Below are 24,517 nucleotides of genomic sequence, written 5' to 3' on the forward strand. Positions count from 1 at the left end.
CATCCTACGACGGACCTGCAATCCCAGACGCGCCGAGAGTCCGGCGAAGCGCGCCCCTGGGGGGCGAAACAAAAAGCATCCAATCACTCCGAAACGACGCGGAAACACCTGCCCCCAATACGGCGGATAACGCTCGAAGCGTTATGCGCCCTACGAAAAGCATCGCGGACGAAGTCCGCTCCTACGTAGGCGGGATACGTCGGTATTCCCCTGCTGGAACCGAGCCGTCCGCGATGGATTTCGCGGACAAGGTCCGCTCCTACAGGTTGAGTCCAGAGCGGCTCGTGTAGGAGCTGCGGGGGCGCCTAGCCCATGCCCGCGATCAGCATTTCAGTCCATGCCAAAACCTCGGTGACCTGCGGTTCGCGAGCAAGCTCGCTCCTACAAAGAGCCCCCTTCTCGCAGGCAAAAAAAAAGCCCCACCGAATCCCGGCGGGGCAGAGAGTGTAAAGACGAAAACGAAAAACTTATTCCGCGATCCCAAGCCCCACCGGCTGGCTCATCTCGCGCGCCTGGCCGCGAGTCGCCAGGCAGTAGTACAGCGGGCAGATCACCAGCAGGCCGACCAGCCACGACAGGTCCACCCCATCGATGTAATTGGCATAGGGCCCGACGAACAGCGCCGTATTGGCAAACGGCAACTGCACGATGATGCCGAGGAAGTAGGCAATGATCGCGTGCGGATTGAAGCGCCCGTACACACCACCGTCACGACGGAAGATCGACTGGATGTCATAGCGCCCGCGCTTGATCAGGTAGAAATCGACCAGATTGATCGACGCCCAGGGCACCAGCACCACCAGCATCGCCAGGATCAGGCCGATGAAGTGGGAGATGAAATTGGCCGAAGCCCCCAGCGCCATCACGCAGCTGCCCGCCAGCACCACCGACGACAGCACCACCCGCACCCGCACACTGGGCGTCCAGCTGCCGGCAAAGGTCTGGATCGAGGTGACGATGGAGAGCACCGCGCCGTACAGGTTCAGCGCGTTGTGGCTGATGATGTTGAGCAGGAACAGCAGCATCAGCACCGGGCCGAACATGCCGGTGGCCTGCTTCACCGCGACCATCGCCTCGGTGCCTTCCGGAGTGGCCAGCACGGCGACGGCGCCGAAGCTGAACGACAGGCTGGTGCCCGCCACCGCACCGGCGAAGGTCGCCAGGAACGGCTTGCCGATGCCGACGCTGGCCGGCAGGTAGCGCGAGTAGTCCGAGGTGTAGGGGGCGAAGCTGATCTGCCAGATGATCCCCAGGCACATCGTGGCCAGGAAGCCCGACAGGTTGAAGGCGCCGCGGGAGAAGAAGTCCGCCGGCAGCTCGCCGCCGAACATGATGGCGAAGCCCACCAGCAGCGCGCCGCCCATCACCCAGGTGCCGATGCGGTTGAGGGTGTGGATGAAACGGTAGCCGATCACGCCGATGGCGGTGGCGCCCAGCGCGCCGAGGATGATCGCCAGCGGTGTCGGGGTCGAAGGCACCAGACCCTGGATCGACTCGCCCGCCAGGACGATGTTGGAAATGAAGAAGCCGACGTAGATCAGCGCGGTGAAGAAGACGATCAGCAAGGCGCCGTAGCGGCCGAACTGGCCCCGGCTCTGGACCATCTGCGGGATGCCCATCTGCGGCCCCTGCGCCGACGCCAGGGCGAGGAACACGCCACCGAACATGTGGCCCAGGACAATGGCAATCAGCCCCCAGAGCAGGTCGAGGTGGAACACCTGGACCGCCATCGCGCCGGTGACCACCGGCAGCGGTGCGATGTTGGTGCTGAACCACAGCGTGAACAGATCGCGGGACCGCCCATGGCGCTCGGCCGGCGGCACGTAATCGACGGTATGGTTCTCGATCAGCGGAGTCTCGGACATCGTTTTTGCCTTGCTTATTGTCTTTGTAGGTCTGGCCATCCGGCGCCTTGAAACGGGCAGAGTCGGCTATCCGGCAGCGCGCCCAATATTATGGTATTCCAAATACCAGGCAAGCGATTTTCGCCTAACCGTTGGTCGAATGGCCGCTGGCGAAGCCTCCACCAGGAACCCTCTTGAATGCTGAAAGCCCCGTAATCAAAGGCCTACAGCCGATCATCGAGAAACCTCCGCCCATCCATCGGGAAAAGAAAGGGCTTGCTTTCGAAGTATTACGGTATACCATCAGACGAAACGGTCACCCCCCGATGACCGGATCACAAGACAGGTACTCGCAATGATCGACAACGCTGCCTACAAACACGTCATGGGTTCCTTCCCGTCCGGCGTCACCGTCATCACCACCCTGGACGACGACGGCCAGGTGGTCGGTCTCACCGCGAGTGCCTTCAGCTCTTTGTCCATGGACCCGGCGCTGGTGCTGTTCTGCCCCAACTACAGCTCCGACTCCTACCCGGTGCTGATCCGCCGCAAGCACTTCGCCATCCACCTGCTCTCCGCCGACCAGCGCGGCGAGGCCTATGCCTTCGCCAGCAAGGGCAAGGACAAGGCCCAGGGCATCAACTGGACCCTGAGCGAGCGCGGCAACCCGCTGCTGGACAACGCCACCGCCATCATCGAATGCGAGCTGTGGCGTGAATACGAAGGTGGCGACCACGCCATCCTGGTCGGTGCTGTGAAGAACCTGATCGTGCCCGAGCAGGAGGTCATCCCGATGATCTACTGCCGCGGCAAGATGGGCGCCTTGCAGGCCTTCGCCTGAACCTTGCGTGAGACCCGCCGGCGGGCAGGTTCCCGGCCAGGCGGCCATTATTGAACTATCCGGCCCCAAGGCCGCAGTAATCGCCCCGAGGTAACGCCATGAAATTCTCCTTGTTCGTGCACATGGAGCGCTATGACGAGCAAACCAGCCAGCGCCAGCTCTTCGAGGACCTGACCGAGCTGACGCTGATGGCCGAAGCGGGTGGCTTCAGCACCGTGTGGATCGGTGAGCACCACGCCATGGAGTACACCATCTCGCCCAGCCCGATGCCGCTGCTGGCCTACCTGGCCGCCCGCACCGAGACCATCCGCCTGGGCGCCGGCACCATCATCGCGCCGTTCTGGAACCCCATCCGCGTTGCCGGCGAATGCGCGCTGCTCGACGTGATCAGCAACGGCCGCATGGAAGTGGGCCTGGCGCGCGGCGCCTACCAGTACGAATTCGACCGCATGGCCAATGGCATGCCCGCCTCCGAAGGCGGCAAGTACCTGCGCGAGATGGTCCCGGTGGTCAAGGCGCTGTGGCAGGGCGATGTCGCCCACGACGGCGAGATCTGGAAGTTCCCCACCTCCACCTCCTCGCCGCGCCCGATCCAGAAGCCGACCCCGCCGATGTGGATCGCCGCCCGCGACCCGGACTCGCACAACTTCGCCGTGGCCAACGGCTGCAACGTGATGGTCACCCCGCTGATGAAGGGCGACGAGGAAGTCGTCGACCTGAAGAACAAGTTCGAAGCCGCCCTGGCCAACAACCCCGGCGTGCCGCGTCCGCAACTGATGGTGCTGCGCCACACCCACGTACACAGCGCGGACGACCCGGAAGGCTGGAAGGTCGGCGCCGCCGCCATCTCGCGCTTCTATCGCACCTTCGATGCCTGGTTCGGCAACAAACAGATCCCGGTCAACGGTATCCTGCCGCCGAGCCCCGAGGAGAAGTTCAAGGACCGTCCGGAGTTCGAGCTGGAGAACATCCGCAAGAACACCATGATCGGCACCCCGGAAGAAATCATTGCGCGCATCCGCCACTACCAGGAACTGGGCGTCGACGAGTTCAGCTTCTGGGCGGACAACAGCCTGCCCCATGCCGAGAAGAAGAAGTCGCTGGAGCTGTTCATCCAGCACGTGATTCCGGCGTTCCGCTGATCACTGCCGCTTCACACCAAGGGCGCCTTCGGGCGCCCTTGGCATTTGTGGCAAACATGGAGCTGCTACGTAGGAGCGGACTCCGTCCGCGATTCGCGGGCATGCCCGCTCCTACAAGTACGAGCAGCGAGGCCAGCGCGGCTCCCGTAGGAGCGGACCTTGTCCGCGAAATCCCTCGCGGATGAATCTGCGCCACCAGGGAAATGCCCTTGCATAGCGCTCCCGTAGGAGCGGGCCATGCCCGCGATCGCGCCCATGGGGCGCTCCCACAACGGTACCGCACAGACGAGAAGGCCCGGCATCACGCCGGGCCTTCTCTCGTCCGTCGCAGATCAATCCGCATGAATATCGTTGTGCCGCGTCTCGCGCAGGAACAACAACGCGCACACCAGGCTCACCGCCGCGATCAGCACCGGATACCACAGGCCATAGAAGATATCCCCGGTGTACACCACCAGGGCGAACGACAGGGTCGGCAGCAGGCCGCCGAACCAGCCATTGCCGATGTGGTACGGCAGCGACAGCGAGGTGTAGCGGATGCGGGTCGGGAACAGTTCCACCATCAGCGCCGCCAGCGGGCCGTAGCAGAGGCAGGAGATCAGCACCAGCGCCACCAGGATGGTGATCACCATGCCCTTGTTGACCAGCGACGAGTCCGCCTTAGCCGGGTAGCCCGCCGCCTTCACCGCCGCGCTCAGGGCGGCCGCGTCGAAGCCCTCGAGGCGCGTCTCGCCCACGGTCACCACCACACCGCTGCCGGCCGGTGCCGCCGCGCTGCTGTAGGGCACGCCGCTCTTCACCAGCAGCGTCTTCACCTGGTCACAGGGGCTGTCGAATTTGGCCTTGCCCACCGGGTCGAACTGGAAGGTACAGGTCGCCGGGTCCGCCAGCACGGTGATCGGCGCGTTGCGCGTGGCCTGGTCGATCTGCGGGTTGGCGTAATGGGTCAGCGCCCCGAACAGCGGGAAGTAGCCCACCGCCGCCAGCGCAAGGCCGGCCAGCAGCACCGGCTTGCGGCCGACTTTGTCGGAAAGCCAGCCGGCCACCACGAAGAACGGCGCACCGATCACCAGGGCGACGATCAGCAGCTCGTTGGCCAGCGCGCCGTCCACCTTCAGCACCTGAGTGAGGAAGAACAGCACGTAGAACTGCGCGGTGTAGAAGGTCACCGCCTGGCCGGCGTTGATGCTGAACAGCGCGGTGAGGACGATGCGCAGGTTCTTCCAGTTGGTGAAGGACTCCTTGAGCGGCGATTTGCTGGTCTTGCCCTCCGCCTTCATCTTCAGGAAGGCCGGCGACTCCTGCATCGACAGGCGAATCCAGGTGGAAATACCCAGCAGCACGATCGACAGCAGGAACGGCAGGCGCCAGCCCCAGGTCTCGAACTCATCGCCGGTCAGTTGGCGGCAGGCGAGGATCACCAGCAGCGACAGGAGCAGGCCGCCGGTGGCGGTGGACTGGATCCAGCTGGTGTAGCTGCCGCGCTTGTTCGCCGGCGCATGTTCGGCCACGTAGATCGCCGCCCCGCCGTACTCGCCGCCCAGCGCCAGGCCCTGGAGCATGCGCAGGGCGATGAGGATGATCGGTGCGGCCACACCGATGGTGGCATAGGACGGCAGCAGGCCGACGGCGAAGGTCGACAGGCCCATCAGCAGGATGGTGGCGAGGAAGGTGTACTTGCGCCCGATCATGTCGCCCAGGCGGCCGAACACCAGCGCGCCGAAGGGCCGGACCAGGAAGCCGGCGGCGAAGGCCAGCAGGGCGAAGATGAAGGCGGTGGTGTCGTTCACCCCGGCGAAGAACTGCTTGCTGATCACCGCCGCCAGCGCGCCGTAGAGGAAGAAGTCGTACCACTCGAACACCGTGCCGAGCGATGAGGCGAAGATCACCTTGCGCTCTTCCCGACGGGACGGCACCTGCCGCTCGTAGGACCTGCTCTGTGTCGTGCTCGTCACTGCTGGATCGGACATTGCGGGCTCTCCTGCCCCTTCAGGGGCTCTTATTGTTGTTTCAGCCTCGACTGCCGCGGCGCTGCCGCGCGATGCCACTCACTTCACGTCAAAGGTGGGCGACGGGATCGCCGTCACGCCACGGGAGCTTGTTGCTGCGCTTGTGCGCTAGAGGGGATGACCTCCGGGTTGCGCCTGGGTTCGCTCAAAATCATCTGTGCCGCCTTTTCGGCGATGACCAGCACCGGCGAGCAACTGTTGCCGGAGGTCAGGCTGGGCATGATCGAGGCGTCGGCGATGCGCAGGCCGGGAATGCCGTGCACGCGCAACTGGCTGTCCACCACCGCCCCCGCGCCCTGCCCCATGCGGCAGGTGCCGGCGGGGTGGAAGATGGTGGTGCCGATCTCGGCGGCGGCGCGGTGCAGGTCTTCCTCGGTCTGGTAGTCCGGGCCGGGCTTGAATTCCACCGGGTTGAAGCGTGCCAGCGCGGGAGCCGCGGCGATGCGCCGGGTCAGACGGATGGCGTCGGCGGCCACGCGCAGGTCCTGCGGGTGGCTCAGGTAATTGGGCTGGATGATCGGCTTGTCGCGCGGGTCCAGCGAACGCAGCGTCACCGAGCCCCGGCTCAGTGGGCGCAGGTCGCAGACCGACGCGGTGAACGCCGGGAAGCTGTGCAGCGGCTCGCCGAAGCGCTCCAGCGACAGTGGCTGCACGTGGTATTCGAGGTTGGCAGAGCGCTGGCTCGGATCGGACTTGGCGAACGCGCCCAGCTGGCTCGGCGCCATGGACAGCGGACCGCTGCGCTTGAACAGGTACTCCAGGCCCATGCCCATCTTGCCCCAGAGCGTGGAGGCGATCTGGTTCAGCGAGGGCGCGCCGTTCATGCGGTAGATCAGGCGCAATTGCAGGTGGTCCTGCAGGTTGCCGCCGACCCCGGAAAGCTCATGGCGCACGCCGACGCCGTGCTTCTCCAGCAGCGCGCGCGGGCCGATGCCGGAGCGCTGCAGCAGCACCGGCGAGTTGATCGCGCCGGCACAGAGGATCACTTCGCGCCGGGCCCGCAGCTCGCGGCGGGCGCCTTGCCAGTTCACTTCCAGCCCGCTGGCGCGGCCGTTCTCCAGCAGCACGCGCTGCGCTTCCACGTTGGTCAGCACGGTGAGGTTGGGCCGGTTGGCGATGGGCCGCAGGAAGGCCTTCGACGCATTCCAGCGTACGCCGGAACGCTGGTTCACCTGGAAGTAGCCACAGCCCTCGTTGTCGCCGCCGTTGAAGTCTTCCACCGAGGGGATGCCCGACTGCTCCGCCGCCTCGCGGAAGGCATCGAGGATCGCCCACGACAGGCGCTGCTTCTCCACCCGCCACTCGCCGCCGGAGCCATGCAGCTCGCTGGTGCCGGCGAAGTGGTCTTCCATCTTCATGAACAGCGGCAGCAGGTCGTTCCAGCCCCAGCCGGGATTGCCCTCGGCGGCCCAGCCGTCGTAGTCCAGCGCCTGGCCGCGCATGTAGATCATGCCGTTGATCGACGAACAGCCGCCGAGCGTGCGCCCGCGCGGGTACTTGATGGCGCGACCGTTCAGCCCTGGCACCTGCTCGGTGTCGAAACACCAGTCGGTGCGCGGATTACCGATGCAGTAGAGGTAGCCGACGGGGATGTGAATCCAGGGGTAGTTGTCCGGGCCGCCGGCTTCGAGCAGCAGCACGCGGTTGGCGGGATCGGCGGACAGACGATTGGCCAGCAGGCACCCGGCGGGGCCCGCGCCGACGATCAGGTAGTCATACGCATCCAGTGCCTGGTGCATGGAAAGTCCCTCGTCGTACTTGTTCTTTTTGTATGACGACCGAGCCTAGTCGTTCGTTCGTGATAAAAGAACACTCGTTTCGAGTCAGCTATTGTTTGTTTTCTAACAACGAGAGCCGCCCATGTTCGACTGGAATGACCTGCGCTACTTCCTGGAGCTGCACCGCAGCGGCCGCCTGCTGACCACCGCCAAACGCCTCAACACCACCCATGCCACGGTGGCGCGGCATATCGAGAACATCGAGCGCGACCTCGGCACCCAGCTGTTCGCCCAGCACACTGGCGGCTACCAGCTCACCCCGGCCGGGCAGGCGCTGCTCAAGCACGCTGAGGCCATGGAGAACACCGCCCTGCTCGCCCAGGAGGAAATGAGCCAGGCCATCTCACCGCTGGGGCAGATCCGCATCGGCGTCACCGAAGGCCTGGGCACCATGTTCCTCGCCCCGCGCATGGGCGAACTGATGCGCCGCTATCCGGGGCTGGAAGTGGAACTGGTGTCGGTGCCGCGCTTCGTCAGCATCACCAACCGCGAGGCGGACATCGCCATTACCCTGGAGCGCCCCAGCGCCGACCTGGTGATCAGCCGCCGCCTCACCCGCTACCGCCTGAGCCTGTTCGCCAGCCCCACCTACCTGGAAAACGCCCCGCCCCTTCGCGACCGCGAAGACCTGTGCAAACACGCCTGGATCGGCTACGTCGACGACCTGCTGTTCAGCCAGGAACTGCTGTTCCACCACAGCTTCTGCCGCCACCCGCAGGTGGTATTCCGCAGCACCAGTGTGGTCGCCCAGCAACAGGCCGCCCAGGCGGGCATCGGCATCGCCATCCTTCCGCAGTACATGGGCCTGAACGACCCGCTGCTGGTGCCGGTGCTGCCGGAGGAATTCATCGAGCGGGAATACTGGATGTGCACGCGACGGGAGTTGCACCGGTCGGTGAGGCTGAGATTGGTGTGGGATTTTCTGGTGGACCTGTGCGAACGCGAGCAGCAAGTATTGGTTGGTGGCAAGGCCACAGCGCAGACGTAGGGCGCATAAAGCGGAACGCTTTATGCGCCGAACGATGGCGGATAACGCTTGAAGCGTTATTCGCCCTACGCACGGGCTAATCACCACCCTGTAGGAGCGCGCCATGCGCGCGAATCGCGGGCATGGCCCGCTCCTACAAGAGTCCAGCCTGTGCTCAACGAACTGCGGAGGTAGCCGTCACCCCGCCAGCCTCGCTCTCCACCACCTGTAGGAACCGCCTGACCTCACGCCGCGACCGCAGATGAAGGATGCGCCGATCTCTCCGCTGCGCTTCCAGCAACTCCATCACCTTGGGACGACTGCGCTCGCGGTAGTGCCAAATCCAACTCAGGAAGCTTGGATCGGGCAATTGTTCAGGGCACCCCGAGGCCATATCCGGCCGTACCCGACCGCGATAACGGAGACCTCGCCACACCGCTCGCCACAGACAAAGCAGAGGCGGCAGATCGAGGAAAATCACCGTATCGCAGGCTGCCAACCGCTGCGCCAGGGTGCCGGAGTAATTCCCATCCATCACCCAGCGCTCCCCCAGACAAAGTGCCTGCACACGCGCCTGCCAGTCCGGCTTTTCCGGCTCCTTCCAGCCAGGCTGCCAGTACAATGCATCCAGATGAATGACCGGTATCCCAAGCTGCTTGCCCAGCGCTGCGGACAAGGTGCTCTTGCCGCTACCACCGGAGCCGATGATCAGGATTCTTTCCATGAGACGCTCCCTGTCTGCCTGCTGTGTCTGCAACAGGGGGCGCATTGTGCCGTAGCCTGCCCCATTTCCGCGACGCTGTCGGTCACGAGCGAGTTGGATGGGCAGAGGCCGGTGCGGGTGCCGTTGCCGGAGCTGCCGCAGGCGCTGCAGCCAAGTTGAGGTCAGACGCCCCGCGGCTTGCGCTACGGGGCGTTCCAGCCGGCGCGACAGTGGGTTATGCCGCCGCTTTCACGCTGGGCGCGTTGCCTTTGGTGGACTGCAGGATATGCGGGTTGTCGTCGAGATAAGCCTTGATGCGCTTCGCGCTGCGTAGATCGCCGTGGGCCTTGCCGACCCAGTTCGCCATGAGAACGGAGAGCAGGAATGCGACCGCCCCCAGCAGGAAGCCATAGATCGGCAATTTCACGATCATCGCAGCCCAGACCAAGGCGCCGCTCACGGGTAGTGCAACGCTGATGACCAGGGCACTGATGGCTTCAAGCTCATCGGTCTTTTCAATCTGGATTCGCGGGTGCTGCCACAGCGGCGAAACCTTCAGGTACCGGGCGGCCGAACGGACTTCCTCGCGCTCCCAGATGCCCAGGCGGAACAGTTTCAGCAGCGCTGCCATCTGTTGCTGATTGGCGCAGACACCCGAAGCGACCCTGAACTTTTCCAGCTCCAGCTCGCTGTCCAGATAGTCCGTCAGCTCACTTGCCATTTGCGTATCGGCCCGCATCTCCGTCAGCGCTTTCAGGCGTGCACGGGCGAAATGTCCCGGTGTGAATTCAGTTGCACGCCACACCAGGATCAAGGCTCTGATCAGCGCCGCGCCGACACTCACGAAGGCCGTCACCCCCGCCAGCCCGGTCAGCAGTAGGTCCCACCAATTGGCCGCCATTTCCGCTCCTCCAGCGATAAGAAAGGGCGCACCCTGACATGGCGGAAGTTACGGTCTCCAGAGGCGACCCATCAGAGAGGAAAGTGCGGGGCGAAGTACGGAAATGACATACAAACAGGGCGGCGGAATATCGATTTTCCGAGGCCTCCTGGCAGGCTTTTGCAGGAGCGACGAGAGCGCCCAGTCCTTATCCCGGAGTTGGCTGGAGGGGTTGGGCACTGCCGGAAGGCTTTCGCGGACAAGGTCCGCTCCTACGGGGGCCTCCGACGCGGGCTCGATCAGACCCGCAGCACGCCGCGGAATCCACGGGCGGCGTAATAGGATTGCGCGCCGTTGTGGTAGACGAAGACGGTGTCGTAGCGGCGGTCGCAGAACAGTGAGCCACCGAGCTTGCGGATGGCCGGCGGGGTCTGCACCCAGCTGGAGGTCTTGAGGTCGAATTCGCCGAGCGTCTGCAATTCGCGGTACTGCGCCTCGCTGAGCAGTTCGATGCCCATGGCCTGGGCCTGCTCCAGGGCGCTGCCGGCGGGTTTGTTTTCCTTCCTGGCGTCCAGCGCCTCGCGGTCGAAGCAGAGGCTGCGGCGGCCGGCGGGACTCTCCGCGGAACAGTCGACGAAGAGGTATTCGCCGGTGGTTTCATCCTGGCCGATCACATCCGGTTCACCGCCGGTGCTTTCCATTGCCTGCAGCGAACGCAGTTTCTCCGGGCGGGACTCCAGCCGGGCCTGGACCTGGGCCCAGTCGATGCCCGGGTGGCGGCTGGCGTGCTGGTCGAAACGAGCGTGCAGCAGGCCCAGCAGCTCTGCTTGTTGCTTGGCGTTCATCGGGTTCTCCAGTCGATCCTTGAGTGCGTCGAGAGAGCCTAGCGGCAACGCTCTCCCGGCGCACGTGGGTGGAAGCCCGGTAGAAGGCGGGGTTATTCCGCGCGGGCGTGTTCGACCTTGTCGGACGCCGACCAGATGCGATAGCGCACTTCGACATCCTTCGGCGCATAGACCACGATCGGCAGTTTGCTGTTGTAGCGCAGCACGAAGCCATCGCCGACCACCGGGACGAAGTCCTTGCGGGTCTTGCCGTCCGGGCAGGCCATCAGGGTGCTGGCCGGGCCGCTGACCTTGTCCAGGCGATAGTAGGTGTAGCCCCAGCCTTCCAGGGTCTTCTCTTCCAGGGTGCCGCCCAGGCGCTGGCGGTTGCAGTCGACGGTCAGCGTCTTGCCGGCCAGGACCTCGACCTTGAAGTTCTCTTCCTGCGCCTGCTTGGGCAGATGGATGACCTGGCGCACGAAGCCGTCCTCGGCCTTGGGATAGGGCGCAACGTCTTCCAGCTTGGCGGCATTGGCGAAGGTGGCGGTGGCGCTGAGCAGCAGCGCGGTGGGGAGGGTGAAACGTACGAACGGCATGAAGCCTCCTTGCAGTATCGAAGAACGAGCGCACCGGGCGGGTGCGCTCGTCCGAGTCCCTTTGACCGCAGAGTTGTACGAACGCTCCTACAGTTCAGCTCGGAGTTGTATCAAGCTACTTCACCGCCGGCCTTGGCCTGCTGCTCCAGGTGGGCCTGGAGTTCCGGGGCGAGGTTGAGGTTATAGGCGAGTTCGTCCAGGTAGGTGCGTTCGGCATCCTGCTGGTCGTCCACCAGCATCACGCTGACCAGGTACATCTCGGCGGCCACGGCCGGGTCGCCCTGGGCGGACTCGGCGACTTCGGCGGCGTCCAGCGGCTTGCGCACCTCGGCGTCGAGCCAGTCCTGCAATTCCGGCTCGTCGGTGTGGCGGGCGATTTCCGCCTGGATGGCTGTTTTCTCCTTCTCGTCGATGCGGCCATCGGCCTTGGCGGCAGCGATCATGGCGCGCAGGATGGCGTGGCTATGGGCCTCGGCTTCCGGGCCGGAGAGCTGGTCCACGGTCGTCAGCGACTGCTGCTGCGACGGGTTGGCATTCTGCTGGCGCTGCCAGTTCTGGTAGGCCTGGAACGCCATCATCCCCAACGAGGCGAGCATGGCGTAGTTGATGCCACCGCTGCTGCCAGTACGGCCCTGAGGGGCACCGCCGCCGAGCATGCTGCCCAGCACATCGCCAAGCCCACCGCCGGCCCCGCCGGAAGCACCGCCGAGCAGGCCTCCCAGCAACCCGCCCAGGCCGCCCGTGCCGCCTTGTTGCGCCGACGCGCCTTGCCCGGCGCGCAGCAGTTGTTCCAGTAGATCCGCAGTGTTCATCTGATATCCCTCGCTAACGCGCGGTATGCGTTGGGCAACGATAGACCCGCGCTCCCGATGCGCCAGCACCTTCCGCCAGCCGGCCCGGTGCGGCGGGTCACCCGGAGAGGGAGCCTGCCGCCACCAGGGAAGGGAAGCCAGGCAAAACGGCTCAATCGCCAGCTTTAACCGTCGATTGCCAGAGTAGTCACGCAGGATCAGGCGGGCACGGCGTCCAGCGCCTTGCGCGCCTGGGCTTCCAGCTCGACCTTGAGGCCGGCGTCGAGGCTCAGCTGGCGGGCCAGTTCGTCGAGGTAGGCGCGCTCCATGAAGTTGGTCTCGTCGATCATCAGCAGGCTGGCCAGGTACATCTCGGCGGCCATTTCCTCGCTGGTGGCGGCGCGGGCAACCTCGGCCGGGTCCAGCGGCTTGGCCAACTCGCGGTCGAGCCAGCCCTGCAGCTCGACGTCGCCGGTGAGTTTGGCGATCTCGCCATCGATCAGCTGGCGTTCGCGATCGTCGATATGTCCGTCGGCTTTCGCGGCGGCAACGATGGCCCGCAGGATGGCGTGGCTGTGCTGCTCGGCCTGGGCCGGGGGCAGGCGGTCGACGGTCTGCGGCTCGGTGCGCGGGGCGCTGGCCTGCTTCTGCTGCCAGTCGCCGTAGGCCTTGTAGGCGAGCACGCCGAGTGCCGCAAGGCCGCCGTAGGTGACGACCTTGCCGCCCATCTTGCGCGCCTTCTTGCTGCCCAGCAGCAGGCCCAGCGCGCCCGCCGCCAGGGCGCCGCCACCGGCGCCGGAGAGCAAACTGCCGAGATCCAGGCCGCCCTTGCCGGAGGAAGAAGGCTGACCACCGTCCTGACGGGCCACTCCCTTGTTCTGCAGGAGGTCCTGGCCGGATTTGAGCAACTGGTCGAGCAGGCCGCGCGTGTTCATGGCGATCTCCACTGTCTATCGAAAAAGGTGGATTCCGACTCTAGCCCGGAGCGCGCCACGGACAGAGCGGCAGTGTGCTTCCGGATATTGCGAACCTTTCCCAGCGGACCTCAGGGCGAAAAGCGGCTTCCATTCGATAAAAAAGAATGCTCCTATAGATTTTCGATAATCAACAATGAAAAGCGCTGGAGTGCCGTCCTAGACGCCTGCACTCTGCCATCACCGATTCGCAAGCGGCCCACCGCCCATGATGACGCTCCGCCAGATTCGCCATTTCATCGCCGTCGCCGAGACCGGTTCGATTTCCGCCGCCGCCCAGGCGGTGTTCATCTCCCAGTCCACCCTGACCCTCGCCATCCAGCAGCTGGAAGAGGAGATCGGCGTGCGCCTGTTCGATCGCCACGCCAAAGGGATGACCCTGACCCACCAGGGCCACCAGTTCCTGCGCCAGGCGCACCTGATCCTCGCCACCGTGGAGAACGCCAAGCGTAGCCTGCAGCAGAGCACCGACCAGGTGGCCGGCAGCCTCACCATCGGCGTGACCAGCCTGGTGGCGGGCTACTACCTGGCGGACCTGATCAACCGCTTCCAGCGCGCCTACCCCAACGTGCAGACCCGCGTGGTGGAAGACGAGCGCCCCTACATCGAGCACCTGTTGGTGAGCGGCGAGATCGACGTCGGCGTGCTGATCCTCTCCAACCTGGAAGACCGCCACGCCCTGCAGACCGAAGTATTGACCCACTCGCCGCACCGCCTCTGGTTACCGGCGCAGCATCCATTGCTGGAGCGCGACAGCATCGGCCTGGCGGATGTGGCGGGCGAGCCATTGATCCAGCTGAACGCCGACGAGATGGGCCTGCACACCCAGCGCATCTGGTCCCGCGCCGGGCTGGTGCCGCAGGTGACGCTGCGCACGGCCTCGGTGGAGGCGGTGCGAAGCCTGGTGGCGGCCGGCCTTGGCCTGTCGATCCAGCCGGACATGACCTACCGCCCCTGGTCGCTGGAAGGCGACATCATCGAGGCACGGCCGCTGGTGGACCTCTCCGAGCCGCTGGATGTCGGCCTGGCCTGGCGCCGCGGCACCGCGCGGCCGCCGCTGGTGGACCCGTTCCTCACCGTGGCCCGCGAGCAGCCCAACGCGAAGAGGCTGTCCATCTGACGTAGGGCGCATAACCGCTTGCGGTTATCCGTCGAGGACCTGGGAGAGATGCGACGGCGGATAACGCTTGCGCGTTATACGCCCTACGGCCTCGGCACCAGCCGTTCGATTTAATCGAACGCCGCTTTCAGTAATTAGAATTTGTCGACCCCACGCCCGGACTCTAGTCTCTGCCTTCATACAAAGGGCCAGCTCCGGGAACCGCCCTATCCGGAGCAAACACATGGCCCCCGAAAACAAGACAGATAAACGACGAGCTTCCAAGATGACCGGCGCAACCCTGCACACCGCCTTGCTGATCGACGGCCAACTGGTCGCCGGCGAAGGTATGGCCGAGCCGATCATCAACCCGACCACAGGCGAAACCATTGTCAGCATCGCCGACGGCTCCCTGGGCCAGGTCGAGCAGGCCATCGCTGCCGCACACCGCGCCTTCCCCGCCTGGGCCCGCACCACGCCCGCCCAGCGCGCCACCGCCCTGCTCGCCATCGCCGACGCCATCGACAAGCGCGCGAACGACCTCGCCCAGCTGGAATCGCTGAACTGCGGCAAGCCGCTGCATCTGGCACGGCAGGACGACATCCCGGCCACCGCCGACGTGTTCCGCTTCTTCGCCGGCGCCGTGCGCTGCCAGCAGGGCCAGCTCGCCGGCGAATACGTGCCCGGCCACACCAGCATGGTGCGCCGCGACCCGGTGGGCGTGGTCGCTTCGATTGCGCCGTGGAACTACCCGCTGATGATGGCCGCGTGGAAGATCGCCCCCGCGCTGGCCGCCGGCAACACCCTGGTATTCAAGCCGTCCGAGCACACCCCGCTGAGCATCCTGGCGCTGGCCCCGGCACTGGCGGAAATCCTCCCCGCCGGCGTGATCAACATCGTGTGCGGCGGCGGCGAAGGCGTCGGCAGCCACCTGGTCAGCCACCCGAAGGTGCGCATGGTGTCGCTGACCGGCGACATCGTCACCGGGCAGAAGATTCTCCAGGCCGCCGCGCGCACGCTCAAACGCACCCACCTGGAACTGGGCGGCAAGGCGCCGGTGATCGTCTGCAACGACGCCGACCTCGACGCCGTGGTCCAGGGCGTGCGCACCCACGGCTACTACAACGCCGGCCAGGACTGCACCGCCGCCTGCCGCATCTACGCGCAAGCCGGTATCCATGACCGCCTCGTCGCCGAGCTGGGCGATGCCGTGGCCAGCATCCGTTTCGCCCGCAAGCGCGACGCCGACAACGAGATCAGCCCGCTGATCAGTGCCCGCCAGCGTGACCGCGTGGCCAGCTTCGTCGAACGCGCCCTCGGCCAGCCGCACATCGAGCGCGTCACCGGCGCCGCCGTGCACTCGGGCCCCGGCTTCTACTACCAGCCGACCCTGCTGGCCGGCTGCAAGCAGCAGGACGAGATCGTCCAGCGCGAGGTGTTCGGCCCGGTGGTCACCGTGACCCGCTTCGACCAGCTAGAGCAGGCGGTGGACTGGGCCAACGACTCCGAATACGGCCTGGCTTCCTCGGTGTGGACGCAGAACCTGGACAAGGCCTTCCAGATCGCCAACCGCCTGCAGTACGGCTGCACCTGGATCAACACCCATTTCATGCTCGCCAGCGAGATGCCCCACGGCGGGCTCAAGCGCTCGGGCTACGGCAAGGACCTGTCCAGCGACTCGCTGCAGGACTACAGCGTGGTGCGCCACATCATGGCGCGCCACGGCCAGCGACTGGATTGAACCATCCGGCGGGGTCGCCCGCCGGCACATAAGAAACGCCCCGACGCCAAGCCGTCAGAGGGCTGTTGCTCGATTGAACTGCCCCACCAATAGAGACAACAACGAGAGGGAGACACCCGATGCGCAAGACCGCACTGCTCAGTGCCATCACCACCGCCCTGCTGGCCAGCGCCGGCGTCCAGGCCGCCGAGGCCCTGAAGGAAGTCGGCAAAGGTGAGGGCCGCCTGGACATCATCGCCTGGCCCGGCTACATCGAGCGCGGCCAGTCCGACAAGAACTACGACTGGGTCACCCAGTTCGAGAAGGACACCGGCTGCCAGGTCAACGTGAAGACTGCCGCCACCTCCGACGAGATGGTCAGCCTGATGGCCAAGGGCGGCTACGACCTGGTCACCGCTTCGGGCGACGCCTCCCTGCGCCTGATCTACGGCAAGCGCGTGCAGCCGATCGACCCGTCGCTGATCCCCAACTGGAAGAACATCGACCCGCGCCTGAAGGACGCCGCCTGGTACGTGGTCAACGGCAAGACCTACGGCGCGCCGTACCAGTGGGGCCCGAACCTGCTGATGTACAACACCAAGATCTTCCCCACCGCGCCGGACAGCTGGAAGGTGGTGTTCGAGGCCGAGAACCTGCCCGACGGCAAGCCGAACAAGGGCCGCGTGCAGGCCTACGACGGCCCGATCTACGTCGCCGACGCCGCGCTGTACCTGAAGGCCACCCAGCCGGAGCTGGGCATCACCGACCCGTATCAGCTCGACGAGAAGCAGTACGCCGCCGTGGTCGAACTGCTGCGCAAGCAGCATGACCTGATCCACCGCTACTGGCACGACACCACCGTGCAGATGAGCGACTTCAAGAACGAAGGCGTCGCCGCTTCCAGCGCCTGGCCGTACCAGGCCAACGCCCTGAAGACCGAAGGTCAGCCCATCGCCACCGTGTTCCCGAAAGAGGGCGTCACCGGCTGGGCCGACACCACCATGCTGCACGCCGAGGCCCAGCATCCGAGCTGCGCCTACAAGTGGCTGAACTGGTCGCTGGAGCCCAAGGTGCAGGGCGACGTGGCCGCCTGGTTCGGCTCGGTGCCGGCGGTACCGGAAGGCTGCAAGGCCAGCACCCTGCTGGGCGGCGAAGGTTGCGCCACCAACGGCTACAACCAGTTCGACAAGATCGCGTTCTGGAAGACCCCGGTGGCCGAGGGCGGCAAGTTCGTCCCTTACAGCCGCTGGACCCAGGACTATATCGGGATCATGGGCGGCCGTTAAAAGTCATCAGGTAGCTGCTGCGCGGCCCTGATCCGCGCCCGGGCAGTGCTCGGAATCCTCACGTACTGAAGTACGCTGCGGTTCCTGCGCGCTGGCCGGACGCGGCTGAGGGCCTGCTCGCGACGCTTCCTGAAAGACTTTTCCGCTTTTTTCTATTTATCGATTCACCCGTATCTCAGATTCACGGGCAGGGCTCCCCTACGCCGGATTCCTGCCCCTTGGAGCGTGCACCATGACCACTCCCGCTGTTCAATTCACCCAGGTCTCCCGCCAGTTCGGCGACGTCAAGGCCGTTGACCGGGTGTCCATCGACATCAAGGACGGCGAGTTCTTCTCCATGCTCGGCCCGTCGGGCTCGGGCAAGACCACCTGCCTGCGCCTGATCGCCGGCTTCGAGCAGCCCACCGCAGGCTCCATCCGCATCCATGGCGAGGAGGCCGCGGGCCTGCCGCCCTACCAGCGCGACGTCAACACGGTGTTCCAGGACTACGCACTGTTCCCGCACATGAGCGTGCTGGAAAACGTCGCCTACGGCCTGAAGGTGAAAGGCGTCGGCAAGGCCGAACGCTTGAAGCGCGCCGAAGAAGCCCTCGGCATGGTCGCCCTGGGCGGCTATGGCGTGCGCAAGCCGGTGCAGCTCTCCGGCGGCCAGCGCCAGCGCGTGGCCCTGGCACGTGCCCTGGTGAATCGCCCCCGCGTGCTGCTGCTGGATGAACCCCTCGGCGCCCTCGACCTCAAGCTGCGCGAGCAGATGCAGAGCGAGCTGAAGAAGCTGCAGCGCCAGCTGGGTATCACCTTCATCTTCGTCACCCACGACCAGAGCGAAGCGCTGTCCATGTCCGACCGCGTGGCGGTGTTCAACAAGGGCCGCATCGAGCAGGTCGATACCCCGCGCAACCTTTACATGAAGCCGGCCACCCCGTTCGTGGCGGAGTTCGTCGGCACCTCCAACGTGCTGCGCGGCGATCTCGCCCAGCATCTCACCGGCAACGCCCAGCCCTTCTCCATTCGCCCGGAACACATCCGTTTCGCCAATGGCGAGCGCAGCGCCTCGGATATCGAGATCAGCGGCCTGCTGCACGACATCCAGTACCAGGGCGCGGCGACCCGCTACGAGATCCGTCTCGACAACGGCCAGAACCTCTGCCTCAGCCAGGCCAACAGCCAGTGGGCCGACATCGACCACGCCCACCAGCCGGGCCAGCGCGTGACCGCCCGCTGGGCGCGCGAGGCGATGGTGGTGCTGCACGAGGGCGCGTGACATGGAACTGACGATGAACGCAGCGCTGCCGGCAGCCAGCAATGGCCCGCTGCGCCGGCTCTCCAACCTGCTCTACCGCAAGCCGACGCTGTACCTCTCGCTGCTGCTGGTGCCGCCGCTGCTGTGGTTCGGCGCGATCTACCTGGGCTCGCTGCTGACGCTGCTATGGCAGGGTTTCTACACCTTCGACGACTTCACCATGACGGTGACGCCGGAGCTGACCTGGACCAACTTCGGCTCGCTGTTCAGTGGTTCCAACTTCGACATCATCCAGCGCACCGTGCTGATGGCGGTCGCGGTGTCCATCGCCAGCGGCGCGGTGGCCCTCCCCATCGCCTACTACATGGCGCGCTACACCACCGGCAAGACCAAGGCGTTCTTCTACATCGCCGTGATGATGCCGATGTGGGCCAGCTACATCGTCAAGGCCTATGCCTGGACCCTGCTGCTGGCCAAGGGCGGCGTGGCCATGTGGTTCGTCCAGCACCTGGGGCTCGAGCCCCTGCTGAACCTGCTGCTGGGCCTGCCGGGCGTGGGTGGCAACACCCTGTCCACTTCCAGCTTCGGGCGCTTCCTGGTGTTCGTGTACATCTGGCTGCCGTTCATGATCCTGCCGATCCAGGCCTCCCTGGAACGCCTGCCGCCGTCGCTGCTGCAAGCCTCGGCCGACCTCGGCGCGCACCCGCGGCAGACCTTCCTGCAGGTGATCCTGCCGCTGTCGATCCCCGGCATCGCCGCCGGCTCGATCTTCACCTTCAGCCTGACCCTGGGCGACTTCATCGTGCCGCAGCTGGTGGGCCCGCCGGGCTACTTCATCGGCAGCATGGTCTACGCCCAGCAGGGCGCGATCGGCAACATGCCGATGGCCGCCGCCTTCACCCTGGTGCCCATCGTGCTGATCGCGGTCTATCTCTCCATCGTCAAACGTCTGGGGGCCTTCGATGCACTCTGAGAAAGCTTCCTGGGGGCTCAAAGCGGCCGCCTGGGGCGGGCTGGTGTTCCTGCACTTCCCGATCCTGATCATCTTCATGTACGCCTTCAACACCGAGGACGCGGCCTTCAGCTTCCCGCCCAAGGGCTTCACCCTACACTGGTTCAGCGTCGCCTTCGCGCGGCAGGACGTGCTCGAAGCCATCGAGCTGTCGGTGAAGATCGCCAGCATCGCCACACTGATCGCCATGCTCCTGGGCACCCTGGCCGCGGCCGCGCTGTACCGCCGCGACTTCTTCGGCAAGGAAGGCATCTCGCTGATGCTGATCCTGCCCATCGCCCTGCCCGGCATCATCACCGGTATCGCCCTGCTCTCGGCGTTCAAGACCCTCGGCATCGAGCCGGGCTTCCTGACCATCGTCATCGGCCATGCGACCTTCTGCGTGGTGATCGTCTACAACAACGTCATCGCCCGCTTCCGCCGCACTTCGCACAGCCTCATCGAAGCCTCGATGGACCTGGGCGCCGACGGCTGGCAGACCTTCCGCTACGTGATCCTGCCGAACCTCGGCTCGGCGCTGCTGGCGGGCGGCATGCTGGCGTTCGCGCTGTCCTTCGACGAGATCATCGTCACCACCTTCACCGCCGGTCATGAACGCACCCTGCCGATCTGGCTGCTCAACCAGCTGGGCCGCCCGCGCGACGTGCCGGTGACCAACGTGGTGGCGATGCTGGTGATGATCGTGACCATGCTGCCGATCCTCGGCGCCTACTACCTGACCAAGGGTGGCGAAGGCGTGGCGGGGAGCGGGAAGTAGCTTGGGTGCCGTGCGCCCCTCACCCTAACCCTCTCCCGAGGGAGAGGGGACTGTCCGGTGCAGGAGGAAACCAAGGTTTCAGCCGGCACGAATAGCTCCCTCTCCCTCTGGGAGAGGGCTGGGGTGAGGGAAACCCGCGGCACCGATATCAACAGAACCCCTCAGGCCCGCCGGCCCCCAAACCGGCAGGCCCCTAAAAAGAAAATACCCAACCGAATTTGCACCACGCTCCTGAACAAGAGGACCCAACCATGCAAACCAACCTGCTGATCAACGGCCAACTGGTCGCTGGCGAAGGCGAGAAACTCGCCGTCCTGAACCCGTCGCTGGGTACCACCCTGGTGGAAATCGCCGAAGCTACCCCGGCCCAGGTCGACGCCGCCGTACTGGCCGCCGACGCCGCCTTCGACAGCTGGTCGCAGACCGCACCGAAGGACCGCTCCCTGCTCCTGCTGGCACTGGCCGACGCCATCGATGCCAACGCCGAGGAACTGGCCCGCCTGGAATCCAACAACTGCGGCAAGCCCTTCTCTGCCGCACTGAACGACGAACTGCCGGCCGTGGCCGACGTGTTCCGCTTCTTCGCCGGCGCCTGCCGCGTGATGCAAGGCTCCGCCGCCGGTGAATACCTGCCGGGCCACACCTCGATGATCCGCCGCGACCCGGTGGGCGTGGTCGCCTCCATCGCGCCGTGGAACTACCCGCTGATGATGGTCGCGTGGAAACTCGGCCCGGCCCTGGCCGCCGGCAACACCGTGGTGCTCAAGCCCTCCGAGCAGACCCCGCTGACCGCCCTGCGCCTGGCCGAACTGATGGCCGGCATCTTCCCCGCCGGTGTGGTCAACCTGGTGTTCGGCCGTGGCCCGACCGTCGGCGAGCCGCTGACCACCCACCCGAAAGTGCGCATGGTGTCCCTGACCGGCTCGGTCGCCACCGGCAGCCGCATCATCGCCGGCACCGCCGACACCGTGAAGCGCATGCACATGGAACTGGGCGGCAAGGCCCCGGTGCTGATCTTCGACGACGCCGACATCGACGCCGCCGTGGAAGGCATCCGCACCTTCGGCTTCTACAACGCCGGCCAGGACTGCACCGCCGCCTGCCGCATCTACGCGCAGAAGGGCATCTACGCCAAGTTCGTGCAGAAACTCGGCGAAGCGGTGGCCAGCATCCAGTACGGCGAACAGGACGACCCGAACACCGAGCTGGGCCCGGTCATCACCGAGCAGCACCTGGAGCGCGTCATCGGCTTCGTCGAGCGCGCCCGCCAGGTGCCGCACATCGAAGTGGTCACCGGCGGCAAGCGTGCCGACCGTCCGGGCTTCTTCTTCGAGCCGACCGTACTCGCCGGTGCCCGCCAGGACGACGAAGTGGTCCGCCGCGAAATCTTCGGCCCGGTGGTTTCGGTCACCGAGTTCGAGGACGAAGCGCAGGCGCTGGCCTGGGCCAACGACTCCGACTACGGCCTGGCCTCCTCGGTGTGGACCAGCGACATCGGCCGCGCCCATCGCCTGTCCGCCCGTCTGCAGTACGGCTGCACCTGGGTCAATACGCACTTCATGCTGACCACCGAGATGCCCCACGGCGGCATGAAGCTCTCCGGCTACGGCAAGGACATGTCCATGTACGGCCTGGAGGACTACACCGCGATCCGCCACGTGATGATCAAGCACTGATCCTGACTACAGTCAGTAGGAACCGGTGCCACGCCGTGCGTGGCGCCGCATTCATCGGCCGTCCGGCCGACAACCCGCGGGCACGCCCGCAACGGAGGCAAGCATGCGTCACCTCGTCAGAGCGTTTTACCTGCTGTCGCTGTTCACCTTTGCCGGCCTCGTACAGGCAGCAGAGTCGCCCAAGCAGATCGTCGATGCGTACATGGCCGCGTGGAACGCCCACGACGCCGAGAAGGCCGCGAGCTACCTGGCCAAGGATGCGGAGTACTTCGACGTCACCGTCGGCACCCCGCAGAAAGGCCGCGAAGCCGCGCGCGACAATGTGATCAAGGTGTTCGTGGGGGCCGTGCCGGACCTGAAATGGAAGATGAACGGCAAGCCGATCGTCGACAAGGACGGCATCGCCTTCCAGTGGACCTTCAGCGGCACCAACACCGGCGCCTGGGACGCCCAGACCCCGGCCACCAACAAGCCGCTGTCGTTCGACGGCGTGAGCTACGTGAAGGTGAAGAACGGCAAGATCGTCTACCAGGGCGACTACTACGACGCCCTGGGCCTGCACAAGCAGTTGGGTTGGTAAACAGATTGCGACCGGCTGCGCGCTGGCCGGTCGTACAGCTTTCGTAGGAGCGGACTCCGTCCGCGATCGGTCCGCCGCCGCTGGAGACCATCGCGGATGAATCCGCTCCTACGCGTCGATCCGACCTTTGTGTTTCCAGCCGCGCCTCCGGGCGCGGCTGACATAACAAGAAGACAAACCCTCGCCTCCCCATCTGCCCTCATCCGTCACAGCAGTCGCAAGCCATGCCAACCACACTCGAAAAACGGCCCGCCAAGGCCGAGGACAGCTCCAGCACCCGCTCCACCATCGACCAGGTCAAGCAATTGATCGCCGACCTCAACGTGCGCTGGACCGAGATCAGCAAGGTCTCCGAAGTCATCAAGCAGATCGCCAAGAACACCAACCTGGTAGCCCTCAACGCCGCCATCGAAGCCGCCCGCGCCGGGGAAAGCGGGCGCGGCTTCGCGGTGGTCGCCGACGAGGTGCGCCGCCTGGCCACCCAGTCGGCCAACGCCACCGCCGACATCGGCAACGTCGTCGCCTCGATCAAGAACGAAAGCGCCAAGGCCCTGGCCGACGTCGAACAGGCCGAGCACTCCAGCCTGCTGGACACCGCCCGCGTCGTGCTGGCCAGCGAAACCCAGCGCCTGGAAGCACGCTTCGCCATGATGGCCACCGCGCTCTACGGCCTGAAAAACTTCCTGATCGGCATGAAGACCCGCAACCTCGGCCCGCAACGCGAGCAGATCGACGCGGTGATGCACGAATACCTGACCCGCAACCCCGAGCTGCTGGCCTTCGCCTGCGGCTGCGAGCCCAACGCTTTCGATGGCCGCGACAGCGAGTTCGCCAACGCGCCCGGACACGACGCCAGCGGCCGTCTCATGGCCTACTGGCACCGCGGCAGCGGCGTGGCCCAGCGCGAATGCCTGGTTGGCTACGACAAGGCCGATGGCAGCGGCGACTGGTACCAGATCCCCCGCGACAAGGGCCGCGACGTGTTCATGGAGCCCTACGAATACAGCGTCGGCGGCAGCACCGTGCTGATGACCTCGTTCATGTCGCCCATGTACGCCAATGGTCGTTTCCTCGGCATCCTCGGCGCCGACTACACCCTGCACCAGCTGCAGGAAAACCTCGGCAAGCTGACACCCATGGGCAACGGCCAGTACACGCTGATCTCCAACGCCGGCGTCTACGTCACCCATCCCGACGCCCGTCGCCTGGGCGACAAGGCCAGCGAACTGCCGCAGGATGCGCGCAATGCCATCGCCCAGGGCAAGCCCTGGGAGCAGGTGAAGGGACGACGGGTGGAACTGCTGCAACCGATTCGCGTGGGCGACAGCGATGCACCCTGGGCGTTGATGATGAGTTTCGAGTTGGCGCAGGCCGGCGACTGAGCGACGAACGTGTAGGTGCGCGCCATGCGCGCGATCGCGGGCATGGCCCGCTCCTACAGGGGAGATCGGATCACGTCCGATCGGGCAACTCGGTGATATGGATTTCCGTCACCAGCGTCGGCTTCACCAGCGGCGTGCGCGCCAGCAGCGGACAGTAGCGCGCCAGGGCGCCGATCAGCTCCCATTGGGTATCCAGCGACTTCGACAGCACGTCCACATCCGCCAGCACCCGCTGCCCCACGCGCTGCAGGTGCGGGTCCGGGCTGTGGCCGAGCTCCACCGACAACTGGGTGATCAGAGCGCTGAGGTTGCTCATGTTGCGGGTCGCGAGCGCAAGGATATTCGCCAGCAGGGCGATTTCGGATTGCGGTATGACGGCGGGTGTTGCAGGTGCGTCCATGCTGGCTCCGGTGGGG

At 65.6% G+C, this 24,517-nt stretch carries 22 protein-coding genes and 1 pseudogene; 13 read left to right on the top strand and 10 right to left on the bottom strand.

Going from position 1 to position 24,517, the window contains the following annotated elements; all coding sequences use genetic code 11:
* Window positions 1–467: 467 nt before the first annotated feature.
* Window positions 468–1,865, bottom strand: coding sequence for a purine-cytosine permease family protein (locus tag ACQ5BL_RS10025; RefSeq protein WP_243809204.1), 1,398 nt, complete (start codon window positions 1,863–1,865; stop codon window positions 468–470).
* A gap of 334 nt (window positions 1,866–2,199) precedes the next feature.
* Here ACQ5BL_RS10025 and ACQ5BL_RS10030 point away from each other — a divergent pair, with 334 nt between their 5' ends.
* Window positions 2,200–2,685: a flavin reductase family protein gene (locus ACQ5BL_RS10030; protein ID WP_243809203.1), complete on the top strand. Its 486-nt coding sequence runs from the start codon at window positions 2,200–2,202 to the stop codon at window positions 2,683–2,685.
* A gap of 98 nt (window positions 2,686–2,783) precedes the next feature.
* On the top strand, window positions 2,784–3,827 hold the full coding sequence (locus ACQ5BL_RS10035) for an LLM class flavin-dependent oxidoreductase (protein ID WP_243809202.1): 1,044 nt from the start codon (window positions 2,784–2,786) through the stop codon (window positions 3,825–3,827).
* Between the two features lie 332 nt (window positions 3,828–4,159).
* On the opposite strand, the gene ACQ5BL_RS10040 is transcribed toward ACQ5BL_RS10035, so the two are convergent.
* Together ACQ5BL_RS10040 and ACQ5BL_RS10045 are read right to left on the bottom strand one after the other, a co-directional pair.
* The gene (locus ACQ5BL_RS10040; protein WP_243809201.1) at window positions 4,160–5,797 is read right to left on the bottom strand and encodes an MFS transporter; all 1,638 of its coding nucleotides are present in this window, start codon (window positions 5,795–5,797) and stop codon (window positions 4,160–4,162) included.
* Between the two features lie 113 nt (window positions 5,798–5,910).
* The gene (locus ACQ5BL_RS10045; protein WP_243809200.1) at window positions 5,911–7,575 is read right to left on the bottom strand and encodes a GMC family oxidoreductase; all 1,665 of its coding nucleotides are present in this window, start codon (window positions 7,573–7,575) and stop codon (window positions 5,911–5,913) included.
* 121 nt (window positions 7,576–7,696) lie between these two features.
* On the opposite strand from ACQ5BL_RS10045, the gene ACQ5BL_RS10050 reads away from it, so the two are divergent.
* A complete protein-coding gene (locus ACQ5BL_RS10050) occupies window positions 7,697–8,602 on the top strand; it encodes a LysR family transcriptional regulator (RefSeq protein ID WP_243809199.1) in 906 nt (301 codons plus the stop codon).
* A 154-nt stretch (window positions 8,603–8,756) separates the two neighbouring features.
* Here ACQ5BL_RS10050 and ACQ5BL_RS10055 read toward each other — a convergent pair whose 3' ends face one another.
* The 6 genes from ACQ5BL_RS10055 to ACQ5BL_RS10080 form a co-directional block, all read right to left on the bottom strand.
* Entirely contained in the window at window positions 8,757–9,305 is a 549-nt protein-coding gene (locus tag ACQ5BL_RS10055) for a topology modulation protein (protein WP_243809198.1), read from the bottom strand.
* 214 nt (window positions 9,306–9,519) lie between these two features.
* Window positions 9,520–10,185, bottom strand: a complete 666-nt coding sequence (locus ACQ5BL_RS10060; RefSeq protein ID WP_243809196.1) for a hypothetical protein — start codon at window positions 10,183–10,185, stop codon at window positions 9,520–9,522.
* Between the two features lie 278 nt (window positions 10,186–10,463).
* Window positions 10,464–11,009 carry a DUF4256 domain-containing protein gene (locus ACQ5BL_RS10065; RefSeq protein ID WP_243809195.1) on the bottom strand — a complete coding sequence of 182 codons (546 nt, stop codon included), beginning with the start codon at window positions 11,007–11,009 and terminating at the stop codon, window positions 10,464–10,466.
* A gap of 92 nt (window positions 11,010–11,101) precedes the next feature.
* A complete protein-coding gene (eco, locus tag ACQ5BL_RS10070) occupies window positions 11,102–11,584 on the bottom strand; it encodes a serine protease inhibitor ecotin (RefSeq protein WP_243809194.1) in 483 nt (160 codons plus the stop codon).
* Window positions 11,585–11,694: 110 nt separating this feature from the next.
* Window positions 11,695–12,396 carry a tellurite resistance TerB family protein gene (locus tag ACQ5BL_RS10075; protein ID WP_243809193.1) on the bottom strand — a complete coding sequence of 234 codons (702 nt, stop codon included), beginning with the start codon at window positions 12,394–12,396 and terminating at the stop codon, window positions 11,695–11,697.
* A 197-nt stretch (window positions 12,397–12,593) separates the two neighbouring features.
* Entirely contained in the window at window positions 12,594–13,310 is a 717-nt protein-coding gene (locus ACQ5BL_RS10080; RefSeq protein ID WP_243809192.1) for a tellurite resistance TerB family protein, read from the bottom strand.
* A 247-nt stretch (window positions 13,311–13,557) separates the two neighbouring features.
* On the opposite strand from ACQ5BL_RS10080, the gene ACQ5BL_RS10085 reads away from it, so the two are divergent.
* The 10 genes and pseudogenes from ACQ5BL_RS10085 (at window position 13,558) to ACQ5BL_RS10130 (ending at window position 24,101) form a co-directional block, all read left to right on the top strand.
* Entirely contained in the window at window positions 13,558–14,469 is a 912-nt protein-coding gene (locus tag ACQ5BL_RS10085; protein ID WP_207888017.1) for a LysR family transcriptional regulator, read from the top strand.
* A 265-nt stretch (window positions 14,470–14,734) separates the two neighbouring features.
* Window positions 14,735–16,189: a gamma-aminobutyraldehyde dehydrogenase gene (locus tag ACQ5BL_RS10090; protein ID WP_430293108.1), complete on the top strand. Its 1,455-nt coding sequence runs from the start codon at window positions 14,735–14,737 to the stop codon at window positions 16,187–16,189.
* Window positions 16,190–16,308: 119 nt separating this feature from the next.
* Window positions 16,309–17,454, top strand: coding sequence for a putative ABC transporter substrate-binding protein YdcS (gene ydcS, locus ACQ5BL_RS10095; RefSeq protein WP_207888019.1), 1,146 nt, complete (start codon window positions 16,309–16,311; stop codon window positions 17,452–17,454).
* Between the two features lie 232 nt (window positions 17,455–17,686).
* Window positions 17,687–18,715, top strand: a complete 1,029-nt coding sequence (locus tag ACQ5BL_RS10100) for an ABC transporter ATP-binding protein (RefSeq protein ID WP_243809190.1) — start codon at window positions 17,687–17,689, stop codon at window positions 18,713–18,715.
* A 1-nt stretch (window position 18,716) separates the two neighbouring features.
* A complete protein-coding gene (locus ACQ5BL_RS10105) occupies window positions 18,717–19,667 on the top strand; it encodes an ABC transporter permease (protein ID WP_430293109.1) in 951 nt (316 codons plus the stop codon).
* Entirely contained in the window at window positions 19,657–20,463 is an 807-nt protein-coding gene (locus tag ACQ5BL_RS10110; protein WP_243809188.1) for an ABC transporter permease, read from the top strand. Before ACQ5BL_RS10105 ends, ACQ5BL_RS10110 begins: the two co-directional genes overlap by 11 nt.
* Window positions 20,464–20,714: 251 nt before the next feature.
* Complete coding sequence (locus tag ACQ5BL_RS10115; RefSeq protein WP_243809187.1) at window positions 20,715–22,139, top strand: gamma-aminobutyraldehyde dehydrogenase; 1,425 nt, start codon at window positions 20,715–20,717, stop codon at window positions 22,137–22,139.
* 103 nt (window positions 22,140–22,242) lie between these two features.
* Entirely contained in the window at window positions 22,243–22,719 is a 477-nt protein-coding gene (locus ACQ5BL_RS10120) for an ester cyclase (protein WP_152225216.1), read from the top strand.
* A 224-nt stretch (window positions 22,720–22,943) separates the two neighbouring features.
* Window positions 22,944–23,237 (top strand): annotated as a pseudogene (locus ACQ5BL_RS10125) (methyl-accepting chemotaxis protein); the annotation flags it as partial.
* A gap of 33 nt (window positions 23,238–23,270) precedes the next feature.
* Entirely contained in the window at window positions 23,271–24,101 is an 831-nt protein-coding gene (locus ACQ5BL_RS10130; protein ID WP_430293136.1) for a PDC sensor domain-containing protein, read from the top strand.
* 70 nt (window positions 24,102–24,171) lie between these two features.
* On the opposite strand, the gene ACQ5BL_RS10135 is transcribed toward ACQ5BL_RS10130, so the two are convergent.
* On the bottom strand, window positions 24,172–24,501 hold the full coding sequence (locus tag ACQ5BL_RS10135; protein WP_207888024.1) for a hypothetical protein: 330 nt from the start codon (window positions 24,499–24,501) through the stop codon (window positions 24,172–24,174).
* Window positions 24,502–24,517: the final 16 nt, after the last annotated feature.

It is taken from the genome of Pseudomonas sp. B1-22, from assembly GCF_050474425.1.
Classification (GTDB): Bacteria; Pseudomonadota; Gammaproteobacteria; order Pseudomonadales; family Pseudomonadaceae; genus Pseudomonas.